8 protein-coding genes are annotated in these 17555 nt (G+C 58.6%); 1 reads left to right on the top strand and 7 read right to left on the bottom strand.

Features of this window, described 5'->3' with window-relative positions:
- Positions 1-3: 3 nt before the first annotated feature.
- The 6 genes from A5700_RS24990 to A5700_RS03355 all read right to left on the bottom strand — a co-directional run bounded on the left by A5700_RS24990 (position 4) and on the right by A5700_RS03355 (position 10081).
- Complete coding sequence (locus tag A5700_RS24990; protein ID WP_231973711.1) at positions 4-1839, bottom strand: ATP-binding protein; 1836 nt, start codon at positions 1837-1839, stop codon at positions 4-6.
- Complete coding sequence (locus A5700_RS24985; RefSeq protein ID WP_231991374.1) at positions 1836-3461, bottom strand: DEAD/DEAH box helicase; 1626 nt, start codon at positions 3459-3461, stop codon at positions 1836-1838. Before A5700_RS24985 ends, A5700_RS24990 begins: the two co-directional genes overlap by 4 nt.
- A gap of 94 nt (positions 3462-3555) precedes the next feature.
- Positions 3556-4404: a phosphoadenosine phosphosulfate reductase family protein gene (locus A5700_RS03370; RefSeq protein WP_068066800.1), complete on the bottom strand. Its 849-nt coding sequence runs from the start codon at positions 4402-4404 to the stop codon at positions 3556-3558.
- Positions 4397-7852 carry a hypothetical protein gene (locus A5700_RS03365; RefSeq protein ID WP_068066797.1) on the bottom strand — a complete coding sequence of 1152 codons (3456 nt, stop codon included), beginning with the start codon at positions 7850-7852 and terminating at the stop codon, positions 4397-4399. The genes A5700_RS03370 and A5700_RS03365 overlap by 8 nt, the downstream gene beginning before the upstream one ends.
- Positions 7849-8922, bottom strand: a complete 1074-nt coding sequence (locus tag A5700_RS03360; protein WP_068066792.1) for a DUF4007 family protein — start codon at positions 8920-8922, stop codon at positions 7849-7851. The genes A5700_RS03365 and A5700_RS03360 overlap by 4 nt, the downstream gene beginning before the upstream one ends.
- 13 nt (positions 8923-8935) lie before the next feature.
- Entirely contained in the window at positions 8936-10081 is a 1146-nt protein-coding gene (locus tag A5700_RS03355; protein ID WP_068066789.1) for a cysteine desulfurase family protein, read from the bottom strand.
- Positions 10082-11242: 1161 nt separating this feature from the next.
- Here A5700_RS03355 and A5700_RS03345 point away from each other — a divergent pair.
- Positions 11243-13696 (top strand): DUF262 domain-containing HNH endonuclease family protein, encoded by a 2454-nt coding sequence (locus A5700_RS03345; RefSeq protein WP_068066786.1) that lies wholly within the window; start codon positions 11243-11245, stop codon positions 13694-13696.
- 150 nt (positions 13697-13846) lie between these two features.
- Here the strand turns inward: A5700_RS03345 and A5700_RS03340 are convergent, their stop codons facing one another.
- Complete coding sequence (locus tag A5700_RS03340; RefSeq protein WP_231973709.1) at positions 13847-17212, bottom strand: TM0106 family RecB-like putative nuclease; 3366 nt, start codon at positions 17210-17212, stop codon at positions 13847-13849.
- Positions 17213-17555 lie beyond the last annotated feature (343 nt).

Here is a 17555-nt window from a genome sequence, read left to right as displayed (position 1 = left end):
CCCCTACAAGCGACTGCTCAAGAACGACTCAGCCATACGGCCCCAGTCATGTCTGATGTTCTGGGTCACCCGTCGTTGCTCGTTCGGCTGCTCGTCTTCATACCGCGCCCAAGCGAATAGCATCATCTCCAGGCCAGCTTGCGCCGCGAGTAGCTTCTCCTTCAGCTTGTCAGAATCTTCCGGTAGATCTTTGGGATCACGGGCGCCAAGCAGTAGGTCGTAAGCGGGATGGTCGGTGTTCAAAGTGACAAGCAAGATTCCGCCTCTAGGCTGAACGGAGAAAAACGCCCCGCCCTCGAGGGAGGCGACTTCGATCCGATACTTAAGGCCCTTATTGATCGTCTCTGCAGCCAGTACCGCGGCGGATTCACGCGAATGACCGAGATGCTCAAGCTGATCGGCAAAGTCGGCCTTTCGTTCATCAGCCGGTTTGCCTTCGTCCTCGTCGCTTCGACCGCGGTGCCCCTCTTCCTGGCGCTTCCGAACCGCATCCGTCGCTTGCGCTTCGACACTTTCCTCCGCATGCCGAGTCCGCCGTCTGCGGCCTTCGGCTTGGGTCTGGATCATGCTTCGCATCTGCTTGATGTTTGTCTGAACGCGGTGCACGATTTCAAGCAATGGCTCGAGCGGGTCCTCTTCGTCCCTGAGTGCCGCGCGCGCCGCCGACACGGAGCCGTCATGCTCTTTAATTATCGCGCTTGCATCGACTTTGGCGGCTTCTGCGAAGTTACGCGCAGATTGCTTGTTGTTAGATACCCCGAATAGCTCATCGAGTCCGGGCTCGAACGAAACCTCTACTCCCCACCACCGCTCACGGGGATCGTAAGTGGTCGTCCAGGCAGGGTCTAACTCGAGCTCCCTTCCGGCCCGAACAACCGAAACACCCACGTTCCGTCCAGCGTGCTGTCCGAACGGAAGGCTTCCTGTCGATTTTCCGCCCGCACTGTCTCGGGCCTTTTCTGAGGCGATCGAGAACTTGATGGTTACGTCGTGGTCCTCGCCGCGGAAACGAACGGTCTGCTTTACTATGTGTCCGTCCTCCGAAGGATAAGGTACGAACATCGGTTTGGTGTCGAACGGTGCAGGGCAGCTTGTGTTAGACATCAAGTAGAGCGGGTCATTTGGCTTAGCTTGTCGCTCAAGCAGAATCCGGGTCGGATCGTCATTCAAAAAGCTCTTCAGCACGATCGATACGCGGCTGTCACAAATCCAGTACCTATACATGCGGCCGATTAACTCCTCAGAGTTGTCGATCAAGGCTTTGGACGTCCTCCATAGCACCCGGTCAACGTTGCTCCATACGACGAGGGTGCCTGACGTACCGAACGCAGCCTTGCCGGCCGCGGTTCGCCAAAGTCCGGGTATCGCTCTGCGCTCGGGAGCCGGTAACACGCGCATGCGACGCGCGTTGATTTCAGGCAGGTCGATGTAGCTGTGTAACGCGTTCTCAACACCGTCCGTCCAACTCCATACGTCGACACGTTGACACTGAGAGATCGAGGCACTAGGCAGACCCATGCCGAAGCGCCCCATGCCCTTCTGCTGGTCTTGGTTTAGGTGAGTTCCATTGCCGAACTGCAGCGCAATCTGCAAGGTGTCCGCGTCCATACCGCAGCCGTCGTCGAGCACAGCGACCTCGTGCAATCGCTTCCGAGCACGTTGATCAAGCTGGGATTCACGGTCGGCGCACAGGAGCTGGACCGTCGTCGCGCCGGCTTGGATTGAGTTATCCATCAGCTCAGCGATCGCGTACGCTGCATTCTTATATCCATTGTCCCGCATCGCCTTTACAGCGAGCGCGGTCGGAACAATATCGAACTCCGCGACTGTGTCGTTCACCAGACATCCTCCCAGTTCTCAAATGCGTCAGCCATGTTGCAAAATCCTGGTAGCCGCGTATCAACGACTGTCGCCACTTCCGCTTGTTTGTTGCCGCCCGCCTTCTCACCTCGCGTTGCCCGCCCGACCATTTGACTAAAGAGGACTAGACTTTTCGTCGGCCTAGCTATAACCGCGGCACTGGTCTGAGGGGCGTCAAAGCCCGTTGTCAGGACACCATAGTTGACAATCACTCGCGGCTCATCGCTCGCTGTTCTAAACGCCGCGATTATCCGTGCGCGATCAGCAGACGGTGTCTCCCCCGTCACTGCATACGACCAGTAGCCGCGCGCACGTAGCACCGTCGCAAGCACGATCGCATGATCCTTAGTGGCAGCAAATACGATAATACGGTTGTGCCGACGGCACATTGATTCGGTTTGGCTGAGGATTAAGAGGTTTCGTTGCTCGTCGGCCGCAAGAGATTCGATAATGCTCTGCGGGATGTCGAGGGCGTCGCGTAGCTCCTCTAGTTCATGCGGCGGGAGTTCCGATCCTGCTGTGTATTGCAACTGAATGAACGCGGTGTCGGCTAAGTAGCCCTCATCGATCAAGAAGCGCACCGGGTTCTCGTAGCCCTCAACCTCCAAGGATACTTTGCGCCGGTAAAAGAAGTTCGCGAGACGTTCGTCCTCGTCGATATCGTTCCACGTACGACCGGGCGTTGCAGTAAGGCCCAACAGCGGTGCGGGGCGCCCAGATTCGGTGAGGACGTCGAGAATCATTTGGTAGGTAGGGGCTACAGCCTGGTGCGCCTCATCCATGACGACGAGCGCCACATGCCCCGCAATTGTGCCGATCTCCGCGATCGAAGTCCGCGCCGACGAATAGGCCTTTTGAAGTCCAGCGACAATTATCCCATCGCGGGTAATGGGGTGGCGGAGAGAATGGGGGCCCCACCATCGTTGGACATCAACCGGACGGCTGCCAAGACTCGTCCACGCCTTCTTGAACTCTTCGACAGCTTGCTCGCAGAGTTCCTCCGAATGCGCGAGCCACACAACGAGTTTCGGCTCTTTCTGGTTCAATATGTCGGCGATTGTGGACATCGCGGTCCGCGTCTTTCCAGATCCAGTAGGCATGTGCAACATGACGCGGTGCGGCTCGCCCTCAAGATGGGCGAGTACTCTGCGTGCCGCCAACCGCTGATGCGGAAACAAGACATGCTTGGGGCAGATCGATTCATGGGGGGGCGGTAGAGTAAGTTGCTCTGACTCATCACTCACCGAAAAAAAGTCGAGTAACTCGGTCGCACGTTTGGACCCCCGTCGCACACTCATCGCGCTAAGTGCTTCATACGGCAGTCCTGAGAGCCCAAGACGTTGTGCCAGCAGCTCGGCACGAGATTGTGGTAGCAGAAGCAGCAACTCAGTGCGCAGCCGCGCGTCCAGAAGCATGCTCGCGGGCGAGCGAAGACCAATCGCAATCTCGCTGAGTCGTTCTGGCCGAGCCAATCCTGGGTCGAGGCCCGCGAGTAAGCGCACTATGTCTTTACCGACCAGCTCTTGCAAAAGCTGATCAGAGGCTCGTCCGAGTAACTCCTCGAAGGTAATCACGACGGAACCGAACGGAATATTAACCACCGCATTGCTGCTCGCTCGATATTTGACGCGGTAAATCTGCTATGCACTAAAATCACAGACGTCTAGCGGCTTCCGCTCGCGCAACGAATTACTCCTACAGAGCGCATACCGAACACTGCATCGAGTCATCGTCATCGTCAAGCGCGTCGCTAAAAACCTCCCAAAGAGGTCGGTTCTTTTTCCGCTTCCTTGCTTGCTGCTGCGCCTCATCGTGCCGAGCCACGATCTCATCGCGGCGAGCCAACAAATCCGGTAGGGACTCGCCACCCGACCACGTGTACTGTCGCCCTCTCATCGCGAACTCACCGAACGAGGCATCTCCGTCAGCTCCAGCATCCTGACGGACCTTTGCCTCTATTGCGGTCGCGCGCTTGAATAGTTCGGGATGCTTGTCGGCCAGCCCAACCCATTCAGCCTTGCGCTGGTAGAAGCAAAAGTAGCAGCCCGACCGTGTGCGCCACTCGTAGTACTTAGGCAGGCCGATGCCCGCTTCATCGAGAATTCGAAGAACGCCATCGTGGTCGATATTGTCCTCAACGAACGGCAGTACGGTCCGAATGTTTGCCTTAGTGCTTACGTAGCCCTTGCGACCGGATTCGTCGGCGCGGATAGCAACGTATGAGACAGCGGCGTCGTCGCCGATCCACTCCTCTAAAGGTTCGATCTTCATCTTTTTTGTGCACCAACGCATCTGCGGTGACGGCAGCGTTCCTCGATAGACATCAAACCAGTGGTCGAAACCCTTTCGAGAGTTCAGCCGAGCGATGGGCTTTCCCAGTGCTGTCTCAAGGCGATCCAAGTATTCGTATGTCTCGGGCAGCTCGGCGCCAGTGTCACAAAAGAAGTACTCCATCTCAGGAACACGGTCGCGCAAGTACACCGCCAAGGCGCTGGAATCTTTACCACCGCTAATCCCGCAGATGTGTCGGACTCTCTCAGCCATACCGCTGGTCCTCTCCGCCGATGGGCCGGCCTACTTCTGCAGGATCGGTCGCATTGTGTTCCTCGGCCAACCTTGCCATGAGCATCCGACAAGCTACTGACCGTGAGACCCCACGCTTCATCAACGTAGCGACGAAGTCATCAAAAAGAGGTGAAATCAGCTCTTTTTCTTGCTCGGTTAGCGAGAGAAGCTGCACGGACTCGGCACCGTCAGGCCGAGTCAGCGTCAACCTGCTCACCGCGTAACCATGCTCGACGTTGGACGCAAGACGTTCGTGAAGCAGCGCCATGGTCCTGCGTAGCGCACCGCCAAGTTCTGCCACTCTCAGCGGGAACCGCCCGACCATGTCATCCGTCCAGGTGCGGGGGGCTTGGCCATCGCAAACGACCATTGCGACGTTCTCTAGCCATTCCTGGTCCTCAAGCGGGCGTGCCAAGGCCCCAACGAATGCTTTCAGCCTCGGCTCAAGTACCTGGCCATCGATACGGCGTGCGTCTGACGTCAATGCTTCTCGCAGTTCCGCAAGTGAACCGCCGGTAGAAGTTGCCTGTCCAAGTTGTTGCTGTACCGACTCAAGCAAACGTGGATATGTATCGCGCAATTCGCGAATCGAAGCGACCAGCTGGTCAGTGAACCGCTCGACGGCGTCTTTCCTGCTTCGGCCACGCCCACCGAAGGGCGGAAGACTAAAGATGACGGGCAATGTCTCGAAAACCAACACATCGGGTTCCGCCGCCTGGTGGAATGCTTCGCGCACAGCGATAGCCTGAGCAGACAACTGCATCCGCGTCTTCTGTGAGTACGGAGGCAATAACCGGAACTCTCGGTAAAGCGCGGTAACGAGGTTTAGGAATGTTGGACGCCCAAGCCTACTTGTGATACCGAGCCGGTCGACCAGCCGGTCGATGACGGCTAGTCGTTCGCCGGCTGCAGTCTGCGTATTTCTTAAGGAGAAGTTTCCGAGATTTTTTGCCAGCCGCTCAGCAACGGCATCATCGATCGAAAGAATGAGACTGCCATGTTCGTAGAGAGCGATCTCGTCACTTCGAGCGACTAGCCCCGCGATTAAGAGCAGCGGAACGAGACCATCCTTGATCCCGAACGGTGGCAACTTGAGGCGCCACCCTATGTCATCGAGGCTAACGCGTGATTCGACTGCATTGTCGAATGCTGAGTTCATCGCGGTCCAGATCGGTTTCCAGCGCCGGTCACTAGGCGCTTGAATCCTCCATACGCCGGCCTCAGTGGGACGGTGTATTCCCGTACCCCTGAAAATCGCCTCATACATTGCACGGTCTGGCCCATAACCTTCGATTGCAAAGGCTTCGCAGTCCTCCCGCGCGAGCAGCGCATCGATGAGGAACCTCCGAGCCTTCGCACCTTGGCTTGTCAACTCGCGGCGGGCGATCATTTCATTCGCAATAAGTGGAGTGCTGCAGTAGGAAGCATCAGCGACGTCGGATAGCAGCGCTGAAAGCCCTCGATGGGGCTCGAGGGAACGATTTGATCCGGCCAAGATCCAGTCAGCGTGAGCGTTCCAAGTCTGTCCGATCTCCGCATGTAGCGCTTGTTGCGCCGCTGCGGCGCGCTCCACCAGCTCCCGTTTGGCCACCCAGTCAGCGCCCTCAACTTCTGCGCTTCTCAGAGCCGAATTCAGTGCCGCCGCATCGATTGCGGTGTTGCGCAACTTAGATACGTCATCGGGAACGACGTAAACGGCGGGTCTTCCGTCGGATGGCGTCGGCGCATTACTCGGGTCTGCGGCGGGATCGGTCGCGTAATAGACAACCCCATCCCACTTGCTGTCAAGGACTTCGTCCGGGCGCTCCTGCAAACTGCTGAATTGACGCTCGAATACCCTCAGTACGCCCGTCCGCTGACTGTGGCGGCCTGCGACCAACGGTTCAAGCTGTACGGCAGCACGCAGGAGGTCCACCAGGTCGACATCGTCGCAGGCTCGCCTGGCAGTCTCGATGACCCTCAGTAAGTTGTAATCTGATCCGTGCCAAATCCGGTACTCGTCGGAAAACGTACGGTACGTGATGATGCCTGCCTGGGTCAGAAACTCAAGCACCGCTTTGGTTTCGGAGGTCTTTTCTGATTTTGTGGTCGAGTGGGTAGGCGCCAATGCTAGCTCTAGCAGTGGTCGAGAAGCTCGAATACGACCGCCGCTAGAAACCAGGTTGAGTACGCCAATTGTCTTTACTGCTTTCATTTGGGCTGGCGTGAGTCCCGCACTATCGCGAATCCTCGTCTCGATTTCGATCCAGCGGCTGGCCTCGTCTGCGACGCTGATCATGCTGCTAGACGCTTCGAGGAAGTAGTCGTAAAGCTGGTCCAACCCGATGAGAGGCATCGGATCATTCGGATGCCACGGGGTGCGCCTTAAGAAGCGCGGAACCGCACCCGGCTCCGTTCCTGCAAGGAAGGAGAACAACGTTCTTTCGTTCTGGCCATACCTGCTACAGAGTTCGGGCAACACAGCTAACGCGATGGGGTGTAAAGGTATAGCTGCAACCACATCATCGACGAGATCACGCAGTCCCAACGTCTCGAGCTGTGCTCGGTGGCCCGCTAACCACTGGTCGGCAGCAGCACGCGCTTCAGGTAGGTGCGTGATAGCCGATGCGATAAGCCGTCGCGACTGTGCCGCACTTTCGACGTACGGTATGTCTTGGAAGCGCCCCTGAACTTTCGACCATTCCCTCCGACGAGCAGTCGAGCTGTCCTGTACATATTCGTCGAACGAAAGATGTTGCATGGTAATGATGACCAGAGGCGCGGCTCCTTCGCCTTGAGTCATCTCCGCCAATTCCTGGAGAAGGAATGGGTCACCATCGTTGCTCGACGATGCAAAATGCTCAAGATTTTTGCCAAACTCATCGATCACTAACAAAACCGGACGTTCGGACGCGATACGGCCGATGCCCGAACGGATTTCGTTACCCGTAGGTGCATGCTTTTTAGAAGCGAAGCTCGGCGGGACAAGCGACTGGCTAGAGCCGAATGACCGGATAGTGCCCTGGTGCAGCGCGCGAGCGATCGTGGCTGACACCGGTTCCTTGTTTGCGGTCGCGAAAGCCCTAACGAACCCATCCCGTCCGCCCTTGACTGAACGGATACCTTTGCGCAGTAACGAATCAACGGAGGGCTCCGCAGAGGCCAAAATTGCATGAGCGCTTTTGAAATCGTCGCTTGACGAGCTTGCGAGAAGAGCGTCGAGAAAAACGGCAAGCGAAGATTTCCCGCCGCCGTGGGGTCCCGTTAATGAGAACGTTCGGCCGGCGGCGGGGTCAACCAGGCCCTGCGCGATGCGAGATATGACGTCAAGGGCTCGCCCAGTTGGAGCGTAACCTTCGATTGCATTGCGCCCGTGATCACGCTCTACGTTGGCCGATCGACTAAATCGAGTGTTAACTTTGATGAAGTCTGCCAGCGAGGAACTCATGCCACGTGGCCCCCCCGCTTCGAACGCGCCCGGGTTCGCGCACGCACGACGCGATCGATTTCAACATCACACAGGTAGGGCATCGCCGTTTTGGTTCCTAGTAGCGGAAGGTCAGCCACGGACGCGAGTTCGGAAGGTTCCTTTTCGTAACGGGCCGCCAGCACCTCGAGTGCCACATCTCCGGGGTGGGCGCTGACCGTCATTTGCCGAGAACCGGCCGGCCTCGCCAGGCGAAGGTGACTGACGACCGCCGACGATTCGTCTATAGCATCCGCAATATCTTGTTCTGTCAGTTTCATGATGCGGCCCGGTGATCCGTGATCGGCTGCGAGGCGAGTGAGCGAAATAGTCTGGCTGTTTCCCGCTCCACGGTAAAGGTAGTCGAGGCACGCGTAAGTTATTGCCGCTGAAGGCAATGCCGGCTTGGCTCCTCTAACCATGCGATACGCGGTCTTCTTCGATGCAGGCGAGGGGGCGATCAAACCTAGCTCTCGGAACGGAGAATCGAGCAGGTCATCGAGCGTCTGACGGCCCTGGGTTTCGCGGCGCGAGTACATGCGCAACAAGCAGTCAACGTCCTTCTGGATGCTGCTCTTCATCGGCTGCGACCAAGTTGTCGCGGCTAGCTCGTCAACGCAGTACTGAAGCAGTTCGGCGTCCGTGAACTCGACAGCGCTGAAGTCGTTGAACGCCAAACGCCAGATCGGCAATATCGAACGCGCCGAGATTGCGTGCCAATGCAATATCCACAAAGTTGCCGGATCCTCCACGTACGGATCGAATCCGATCCGGTCGTCGAGCATGGCTCGTCCTATGTTTGTCGGCGTATAGACCGACTGGCGTGGCCGGTCGGTGTGTGGTCGCCGCGCAACAACTTTGGTTGCCAGTGACCAAAACCTGATTGCTTCGACCATGTTCTTGCCGACCCCCAGCTCGACAGGAGCCGAGGGTTCGTTGAAGATGTTGGGATCGGCCGCGGACGCGTCGAAACCTTTCTTGATCCATCCGAATCGTGGATGGAAAGTCTGGTGGTTTGCGAACATTGGAGTCGCGGCTTGCTCGAGCGTCACAACCTTTTCCTCTCTATGCTGCCGTCATGTCGCGGACCCGAGACACCGCTTCGATGATCGCGGATGCAGCGATATCAATTTCCTGCGAAGTCGTCGGACGGCCAAGCGAGATCCGAAGCGATTCTGCAGCTTCCGTTCCAGTCATTCCCATTGCCAGCAGTACGTGAGAGGGACTCGGTGACGCAGACTGGCAGGCGCTTCCTGATGAGACAAAAATGTTGGGCATCGACGCCATTACTGCCTCGGCGTCCGCTCCTACAAAACGTAGATTGAGCGTGTTTGGAATGCATTGCGCACCAGCGCCATTGACATACACCTCGCCAAGGTGGTGGCGAAGCGTTGTCAGAAGCCGATCTGCTAGCTGGGCGGTCCGGGATACGTCACCGAGTTGGTCTTTTTCGACCAACTCGGCGGCCAGACCAAACCCAGCGATCGCTACTGTGTTTTGCGTGCCACCCCTAATGCCTCGCTCTTGTCCTCCGCCAGCAAAGATCGGGACCAAATTACTTTGCACCCTGCGGTTCGCAATTAGCGCCCCTGCACCTTTCGGCCCGTAGATCTTATGGCTGCTGCAGACTGCGATATCGGCGCACCTCATCACATCCTCGAGCGGGCCCTTGCCAACCAGTTGCGTAGCGTCGACGAACGTCAGGGCACCGAATCGATGAGCGATGTCGGCGACTTCGGTCACCGGCCCTATAACCCCGGTCTCGTTGTTCGCCGCCATAACCGCTATCGCCGAAACCGAGTCGTCGACAAGGTCGTCTAATTGGGATAATTCGACTACCCCGCGCCTGTCGACTGCAGCCAGACGAACTTCGCCACCACTCAAGCGGGCACCGAGCTCGGCGGCGGCAACGACCGCCTTGTGCTCGGTGCTAGACACCACAACGTTGGGCCGATCAACGCGACCCAGCATCGCACCAACTAAGCCGATGACCGCGGCTTCTGTCGCTCCGCTCGTGAAGATCACGTCTCTTGCGGGCCGCGCCAACAGCGAAGCGACCCGGCTTCTTGCCTCCTCAATCAATTCGGCCGCCATCTGACCGGCCCGATGATGAGTGCTCGCTGGGTTAGCGAAGACTTCGCAGGCTTCGGCTAACAGGGGCATCACGCGCTGGTCAAGTGGAGTCGATGCGTTGTAGTCGAGGTAGACCATTAGGTCACGATCCTATTCGTCCGTCTGCTAAACCTAGGGCGCCACGCTGACGTCAACACCCTCTCACGTAGGTACGACACATCCGGTAGCCTCGGCTTCTCGCCTGAGGCTCGAGTGCTGCCGCTATTCCATGCGGGATCCGCGTGTGGTCTCCAGACTCGGCAAGGGAAACGCGCTGCTACGCCGATCTAGTCAAACAAAAGTTCGCGGCTCCGCCGACACCCCCAAATCGTTTGTGGGATCCGTTTCACCTTCGTCGCCGATAATGGCGCCGGGGCACGGTTACTTCATAGGTGCAGCGCGCCTCAAAGCTGCCCCCGGCCTCGACGCGGGCTTTCGGTTCCGAAGCCGCCACGACCGCGCCCGCCGCGCCCTGCGCGGCATCGGCGGGTAGGCCCGCCAAAGCCGAGAAAGCCATTGACGGGCGAGCACGGTTAAGAGCGACCGGTTCATCGCGCTCACCGACGCCACCAAAGCCATCAACCGCGACTCGCAGGCCTAAGCCCAACGGCTGGCCCGACTGAAGGGCTACCTCACCGACCTCGCCTCCGTCGGCGTAGCGTTCGTCTCGACGCCTACCGCCAGCTACGGCGGATTGAGAAGAAGGATGCCCAAGCACGACCTCAGGCCAGGCCCGTCTACCCACCGCAAAAGCAACCAGCGGCGCTCACCTAGGCCGTCGTGTTCCGCACCGGCCGTAAGCCACTAGATCGAGATGCAAAACGGCTGGAGTAGGAAGAAAATCGTGCGCACCGTGCCCCGCTCCCGCATCGTGCAGATCAGAGCAGCCTGCCACTGCTCGAGTACTGTCAGTCCGCTATCCGACGACCTCCGCGCCGCCATACTCACGCCGCCATACTCAACATCAACGCCGGCCATACACTCCAAAATTGTCCACAGTCGGCCCGACATCAGTGCCGCTCATTGCTCTCGCCACGCCAATTCCGATCCGCACAAGCGTGCGGTGCGGTGGAGGTGGAGCACACCGGAAAGATAGCCAAGCTCGCCACTACGATGGAGCGAGCACCTAGGGGTCCGCTAACGTTCCCCTGAAAGCGTTCTCGACGGCGTGTTCGTTGAGAACCGTGGCGACGAGCCTGTCCGGTGTGCCACATCTGAGTTACGGCTACTGATCCGTGAGCACGACAGAGAGGCGAACTATTGCCTACCCAAGCCAAAGAGATTTTCGAGGCGCAGAGCAAGAGTCTTCGTGAATTGTTGTCTGACAACGGACTCGGCCTCTACCTGCCGCCTTACCAGCGTCCGTACGGCTGGGGAAAGGAAAAGGTCGAGAAGCTCCTCGACGACACCCTCCACGGTCTAAAGAACCTCGGCGAGGCGCCAGACAGCTTCACGTTCCTTGGCACGGTCATTACGATCCACGACGTTAACCACGTCACCGTCCTGCCAATCGTAAAGCCGGAGGTTCCCGCCAAGGTCTTGACGGTGATCGACGGGCAGCAGCGCCTCTCAAGCCTTCTCCTGCTTCTGGTAAGTCTGCACAACCTGATCCGACAGCACTCCTGGAAGGTTTTCAAGGGCAAGCAGCCGGATCCGACAGATGCTTCTCGGATCGCGCTCTACTCGGAAACCATCAGCATCCTGCAAACTCTCGGCATCGCCTTCTACGAGAAGAAAAACTTTGGTGATGCCCCGATCTACCCTCGCCTGATCCGAGCCTTCGATGACCAGTGGTCCAAGAACTCTAAGGATAAGCTCTATAGGTCACCCATTGCGAACTTGATCTACACCTACGCTGTGGAGGCTGAAGCCGAACTGCCTACGGCCAAGCCGAGCGACTTCAAGCCAAAGGCTCGGTCGGGGGCCGGTGAGGGCGAGGGTGACCTCATCAAGCGATTCAGTGAGATCCGGGCTGCGCTCACCAAACTCGCTACCCGCAAGCCGATCGAGGAGCTTGAGGATCTGCCGCCACTTTCGATTCTCGCTACGAAGATCGAGTTTCAGCGTGCACTGTTCAACCATGAGCTCGATCCTGAGCTGTGCACCTGGCTGAACGACCTGGACGACGAGCCCGAATCCGTGTTGATGCGCCTCATCATGTTCGCAGCGTACGGCCTTAACCGCATTGCGATTACGGTCGTGCAGGGTAAGGACGAAGACTACGCATTTACCATCTTCGAATCCTTGAACACCACCGGTGAGCCACTGACAGCATTCGAGACATTTGTACCTCGCGTTGTGATGGCAGAAAAGATCCAGGATTACCAGGATTCTAGTGCTCACGCGCACATGAAGGCGGTCCAGAACTACCTTGATCGCTTCGACGTCGGGGACAAGCTGCAGAACGCCACACGGGAGCTGCTGGTGACGTTCGCGCTGGCGGAGACAGGCAAGAAGCTGTCCAAACGTTTGCCGGACCAGCGCCTCTATATGAAGGACACCTTTGATCGTCACAAGAACGACGACGATGACCGCGATGCCTATCTGCGCCATCTGAGCGACACTGCAACGTTCGTCGGCGCGGCGTGGGATCCGCCGAAGGACGCGCCCCGGCACCTACCAGGTCTGCCGGCGACCGCCATGACGGACATGGTCAAGTTGTGCTTGTCGTTCCTGACCGCCCTCAACCACACCATCGCTATCGCGCCGTTGGTGCGGTTCTATTCCGCGGCAGTTCACGCAGACGAGGGCGCGGAGCGTGATAAGTGCGTTGCAGAATTCGAGACTGCTATCAAGGCGATCACGGCTTTCACCGTCTTCTGGCGTGCCACGCGTCGGGGAACTGGCAATATCGATAGCCAGTACCGCTCTGTTCTAGGTGGCGATACGCTAACGGGCATTGGCCCCCTCGCCCGTCAGTGGGGCGACCCGGCCAGGATCGACCCAACACCGACTGTCGATGCCGAAGCGCTCAAGAAAGAGCTCGCTGCTCGCCTGTCGAGCACTGACAAGAAGTACGGTGAAGTACCGAATCTGTCGTCGTTCCTCACAGCTGCTTCAGCCCTGCCGATCTACACAATCTCGAAGCCATTGACCCGGTTTCTACTTCTGGCGGCATACCACGACACGATTGAGGATCCCGATAAACCGGGCTTTATCACGGCCGGCAAGGAGGGGGTTGCTCCCTGCTTCACCGCTGATGGCTGGTCTGACGAGACGCACCTGACTATCGAGCACATTGCTCCCCAGCAGCAGACAAGCGGTTGGGACCAGGGCTTTTATACCGAAAAAGAAGTGGTGCACCGACTGGGCAACCTCGTCTTGGCTCCAGGCGCTGCCAACACCTCGTTGAGCTCACGTCCATGGAACGAGAAGAAGATTCTTTACGCCGCGCTGGGGGCCCGGAGTGCTGAGGAGGCGAAGGCGACCTTGAACGGCTCTGGTATGACGTTTGCACAGTCGACTGAAGAGCTCGCCGCGATGTCACGCTTTCTTCCTCACCTTGAAGCATTGGGGCAGCGCGAGGCGGAGTGGAACCCGAACTTCATGGCGGAGCGGGCCGAGGTGCTGCTTCGCCTTGTCTACGCGCGTCTCAAGGACTGGCTCGGCCTAGAGTGGTCCGAGCAGAGCAGTGATGAGCTCGTCAACCACATCGAAGAGGAGCCCGAGCCTGACGAGGATGGCGACTTTGCTGAAGACGAGCCACTCGCATAGGAGACCGAGGAAAACGAATCTGCCGGCCTCTGCCATGACAATTGGCGCGATGTCGCCGATCGGCCGATAACAAGCCGTCGCAGTAACAGACGTCGTGCGGAACGGAACGACGAAACGAGATACCGGTATACCGAGATACTTAGCTTCTGGTTAATTTTCGACGGGAACCGGCGCCCATTCCACAAACGCGTCCAGGGTGGCTATCAACCGCATCTCCTCCACCGACCGGGCGCGAGCGTTTAGCAACTCCTCCGTACACACCAAGTACGCCAGGCACCGCGCCCGGCTGATCGCCACGTTGAGCCGATTGCGCGAGAATAGGAAGTCTGCGCCGCGGACCATGTCTGCACCGCTCGACGTAGCCATGCTGAAGAAGACGACCGCCGCCTCCCCACCCTGGAACTTGTCGACGGTTCCGACTGGCACACTGGCGGTACGCGGATCACTGTCGAGGCGTTGCCTGATGACGCGAACCTGGTCGTTGTAGGGCGCGACCACCATGAAATCATGAACAGTCAAAGGCTTTTCATCACCGTCGAAGCCGGTCCACGGCGTACCGATGAGTCTTCCAATCTCATCGGCAATCATCTGCGCCTCTTCGGCCGAAGAAGTGCTGTTGCCTTCGTGATCGGCCCGCAACCATCGCAACCCAGTTCCCGAGACAGTTGTCTGCCGTGCGCAGTTCTTGTGATAGCCCAGTCGCCCCTCGTAGATCTCCGCGGAAACGAATCCGCATATGTCGGGATGCATGCGGCGGGTCTCGGCGAGGAAGACTCCGCGGTCGTTGGGCAGCGTCACTTCCTCGCCGAGAACATGTTCGAGCACGCTACGACCTCCTCCGCCCGGGTGCAGCGCCTGCATCACGTGCGGCAATTGCAGCGGGTCGCCGAGCAGGATCAGATTGCGCGCCGAGGTCGAAGCCGCCACTGCATCGGCTAGGGCGAGCTGGCCGGCCTCGTCGATCAACAGCACGTCGACCGGCGTATCCCGCATCTTCTCGCTCGAAAACAACCACGTTGTCCCGCCGACAAGGTTGTAGTCGCTCCGAGCGCAGACCGAAGTGTCACCATTCTTGATGCCGTCCAGCTTTTGCGTCGAACCGACGGGGGGTTTACGTACAGCGCAAAGATTTCCGAGGTCTCCCTTCTCCTCGAAGACTTCCACGACCTTGCGAAGCAGGTTCTCGATGGCTCGATGACTGAACGCTGTAACTCCAACCCGCTGGCCAGCCACCACCAACGCGTGAACCATGTGCGCGGCACGGTACGTCTTCCCGGTCCCCGGCGGCCCCTGCACTGCAACATAACTGCGGTCCAACAGCGTTGCCCACTTGACCATCTCATCGATGTCGTCGGCGAAGAGCCCTGCCCGCCGACCGCCGCCATCGCGAAACTGAGGTAATTCGCGCCCCAGCAGCGCTTCGGTCACCCGGTTAGCTGGCTTGCCCTCCAACAGCCCTGAAGCGAAGTTCGACAGGGCTTTTCGCTTGTCGTCGGTCCGCACCCAGCTGTGCACAACGACGGTGGACGGGAAATGACCTGCGTCTTGCTTCTGCTCGTTCCACTTCAGATCCAGCTCACACGCGTCACGATCCAGTTGATCGATGTCTGCAGTAGTCCACTTACCATCGGGCAGGAGGTACAGCACTTCCTCATCGCCGTGCGGGAAGCCGTCGAGCGATTGCGGCGGAAAAGTGAAGCGCATGGCCGGCACCTTTAGCTCCTTACCCGCCTTCCCGGATCGGGGACGCAACCCGACGGGTTGGAGCCCAGTGATGGCGTCCCGCTCGTCAAGCAGCTCAGAGCTGTCCTGTTGGCATTGAGCTAATTTCGGCGCTATGTAGGCTAACCATTCGCGGGTCCAGAAGCCGAGTAGGTCACCGAGAAGATATTCGAGGCTACCATTGTCGAACGCGTGGCAGGCGGCCACTTGCTCGTCGATGTCGAGGAGCACCTGGCTGGTCTCGAATTGGGCTTCCCGCCAGGGTAATTCCGGTGGACGGTGCTCGATCAGCCAATCACGAAATGCCTTGGTGGCGCGCACGTCATCTTCGTTGTAGGTGGCGATGGCGTTCAGTTTCGTGTCGTCGCCGTCAGCCATGAATTCCTCGTACTGCACGACGGCGCCGGCACCTTTGTCAATGACGTGACTGCGCTGGAAATCGGTCAGCCGCTCAACGCACTTCAAGCTGTAGGACTCGGTGCCCACTTGAATGGAGTTGCGCGTTACCGCCAACAGGTCGACGAACAACCCAGTCTGCACCAGGCGGCTCAATTCCGCCTCTGCGACACCGTGGGCTGCGGCCAATGCTTCCAGGGCAGAACGCTCTGTGTGGTTGTAGTGGTAGACGTGCATCGTGGGATACTGTTCGCGTCGCGCCGCGAGGTAGCCGATCAGACTAGTGACCGCCTGCGCTTCCTGTTCTGGGCTATGCGCCCACCACGACTGGTATCGCCATTCGTCGTCTCCATCGCGTTCGATAAGTCCGAACAGGAAGAACAATCCCCTATCGGCCCGCCAAAACGGGTGGCCCTCGAAGTCAAGGAAGATGTCGGCCGGGTCGGGTTCGGGTAACAGCTCGAACCCGTGTCCGCGCTGGGCATCTTCGCCCGGCAGAATCATCGAAAAGGGCGGAGGCGCATCACCGTTCAGTTGCGCCGCCACTTGCAGTGCCGCTTGAGTCACCAACCACTTCAGTCGTTCCGGTCCGATGCCCGCAAAGTCGCCGTGCAATTCTCCAAGCTGTGCGAGCGTGGTCACACCGCCATCGCCGAGCACTTCTCGCTCAGGACCACGAATGCCCGGAATGTAGATCAGCGAATCTTCGTCGCGCCACTGGTCATCGCAGACCGAAAAGAACTCGCAGAACTCACAGTGCGGGCACGGCTCAGGGACAGTCGAAGCACCCGGTCCGGCATCGATGGCCGCAGAAAGTTGCTTTCGCAAGCGTCGCCAGTACGGACGAAACTCGTTGATTCGTAATGTCTCCCGACGTCCTGATCCCAGTAAAATGTGGATCCGTTCGGGATCCACACCAGTGAGCGCCTCGAGTGCATCGGCATAGAAGCACAGCTGTAGAACATGCCCTGGTTTGGCGTCGACCCGGGTTAGCTTTGCGTCGACCGGCTCGTAAGAGACGTCGCCCGTTTCGGGATCCACCAATCGTTCGACAAAATCGGCAATACCGCGCACACCGTCGTGCACGAACGGCATTTGGTAGACGACGTCCCAGCCATTAGCGAGCGGGTTTCCCACCCGAGCAACCCAGTCGGCGAAGCTTTCCCTCTGGTGCCTGGGCGGAACTTCGAAGACCGACTTTCCCTGGCTCCTATACTCGTCAAGGCAAGCCTGCTCATGGGCTTCACCTTTGCGTAGCAGCAGCTGAGCGAAAGACCCGAACACCTGATCCGGCTCCATGAGCTCGCCGTCATCAACTTTGTTGCGCAACGTCAGATAGTGCGGGCAATCGAGCCACGCGGTGATCTTCGATGGCGTAATGAGCCGTTGCCGCGTCAAAATTCAGCTCCTTATCGCGACAGATGAAGTCCACGCGACGCTGACGGGCTGGGCCCGAAACGTCCAACGTGGCGGTTTGAATAACTGTGGTCCGGCAACGTTAGCGTCTTTGTCCTGTGCTTTGGCTGCATTTGGCGGTGATCAGCAGCCCACGCGGGTCCAGGAATGTCAGCTCTCATCGCCACGAAATTCCCCGTCGGACGTTTCGTGGCGGCGTGCCAAGTGAAGGGCTTGTCTCATTTCCTCTGGTCTCTTCATATAGTGCCCTCGCGCATCGAACCACCAGCAGCGCAGGCATGCCGCGTGCGCTATCCACAACACCTCGTCCAAGACGACACCAGGG

Source organism: Mycobacterium sp. E1214 (assembly GCF_001666755.1).
Taxonomy (GTDB): Bacteria; Actinomycetota; Actinomycetes; order Mycobacteriales; family Mycobacteriaceae; genus Mycobacterium.
The sequence above is the reverse complement of the archived record's forward strand: the minus strand, read 5'-3'. Positions and strand labels throughout refer to the sequence as shown.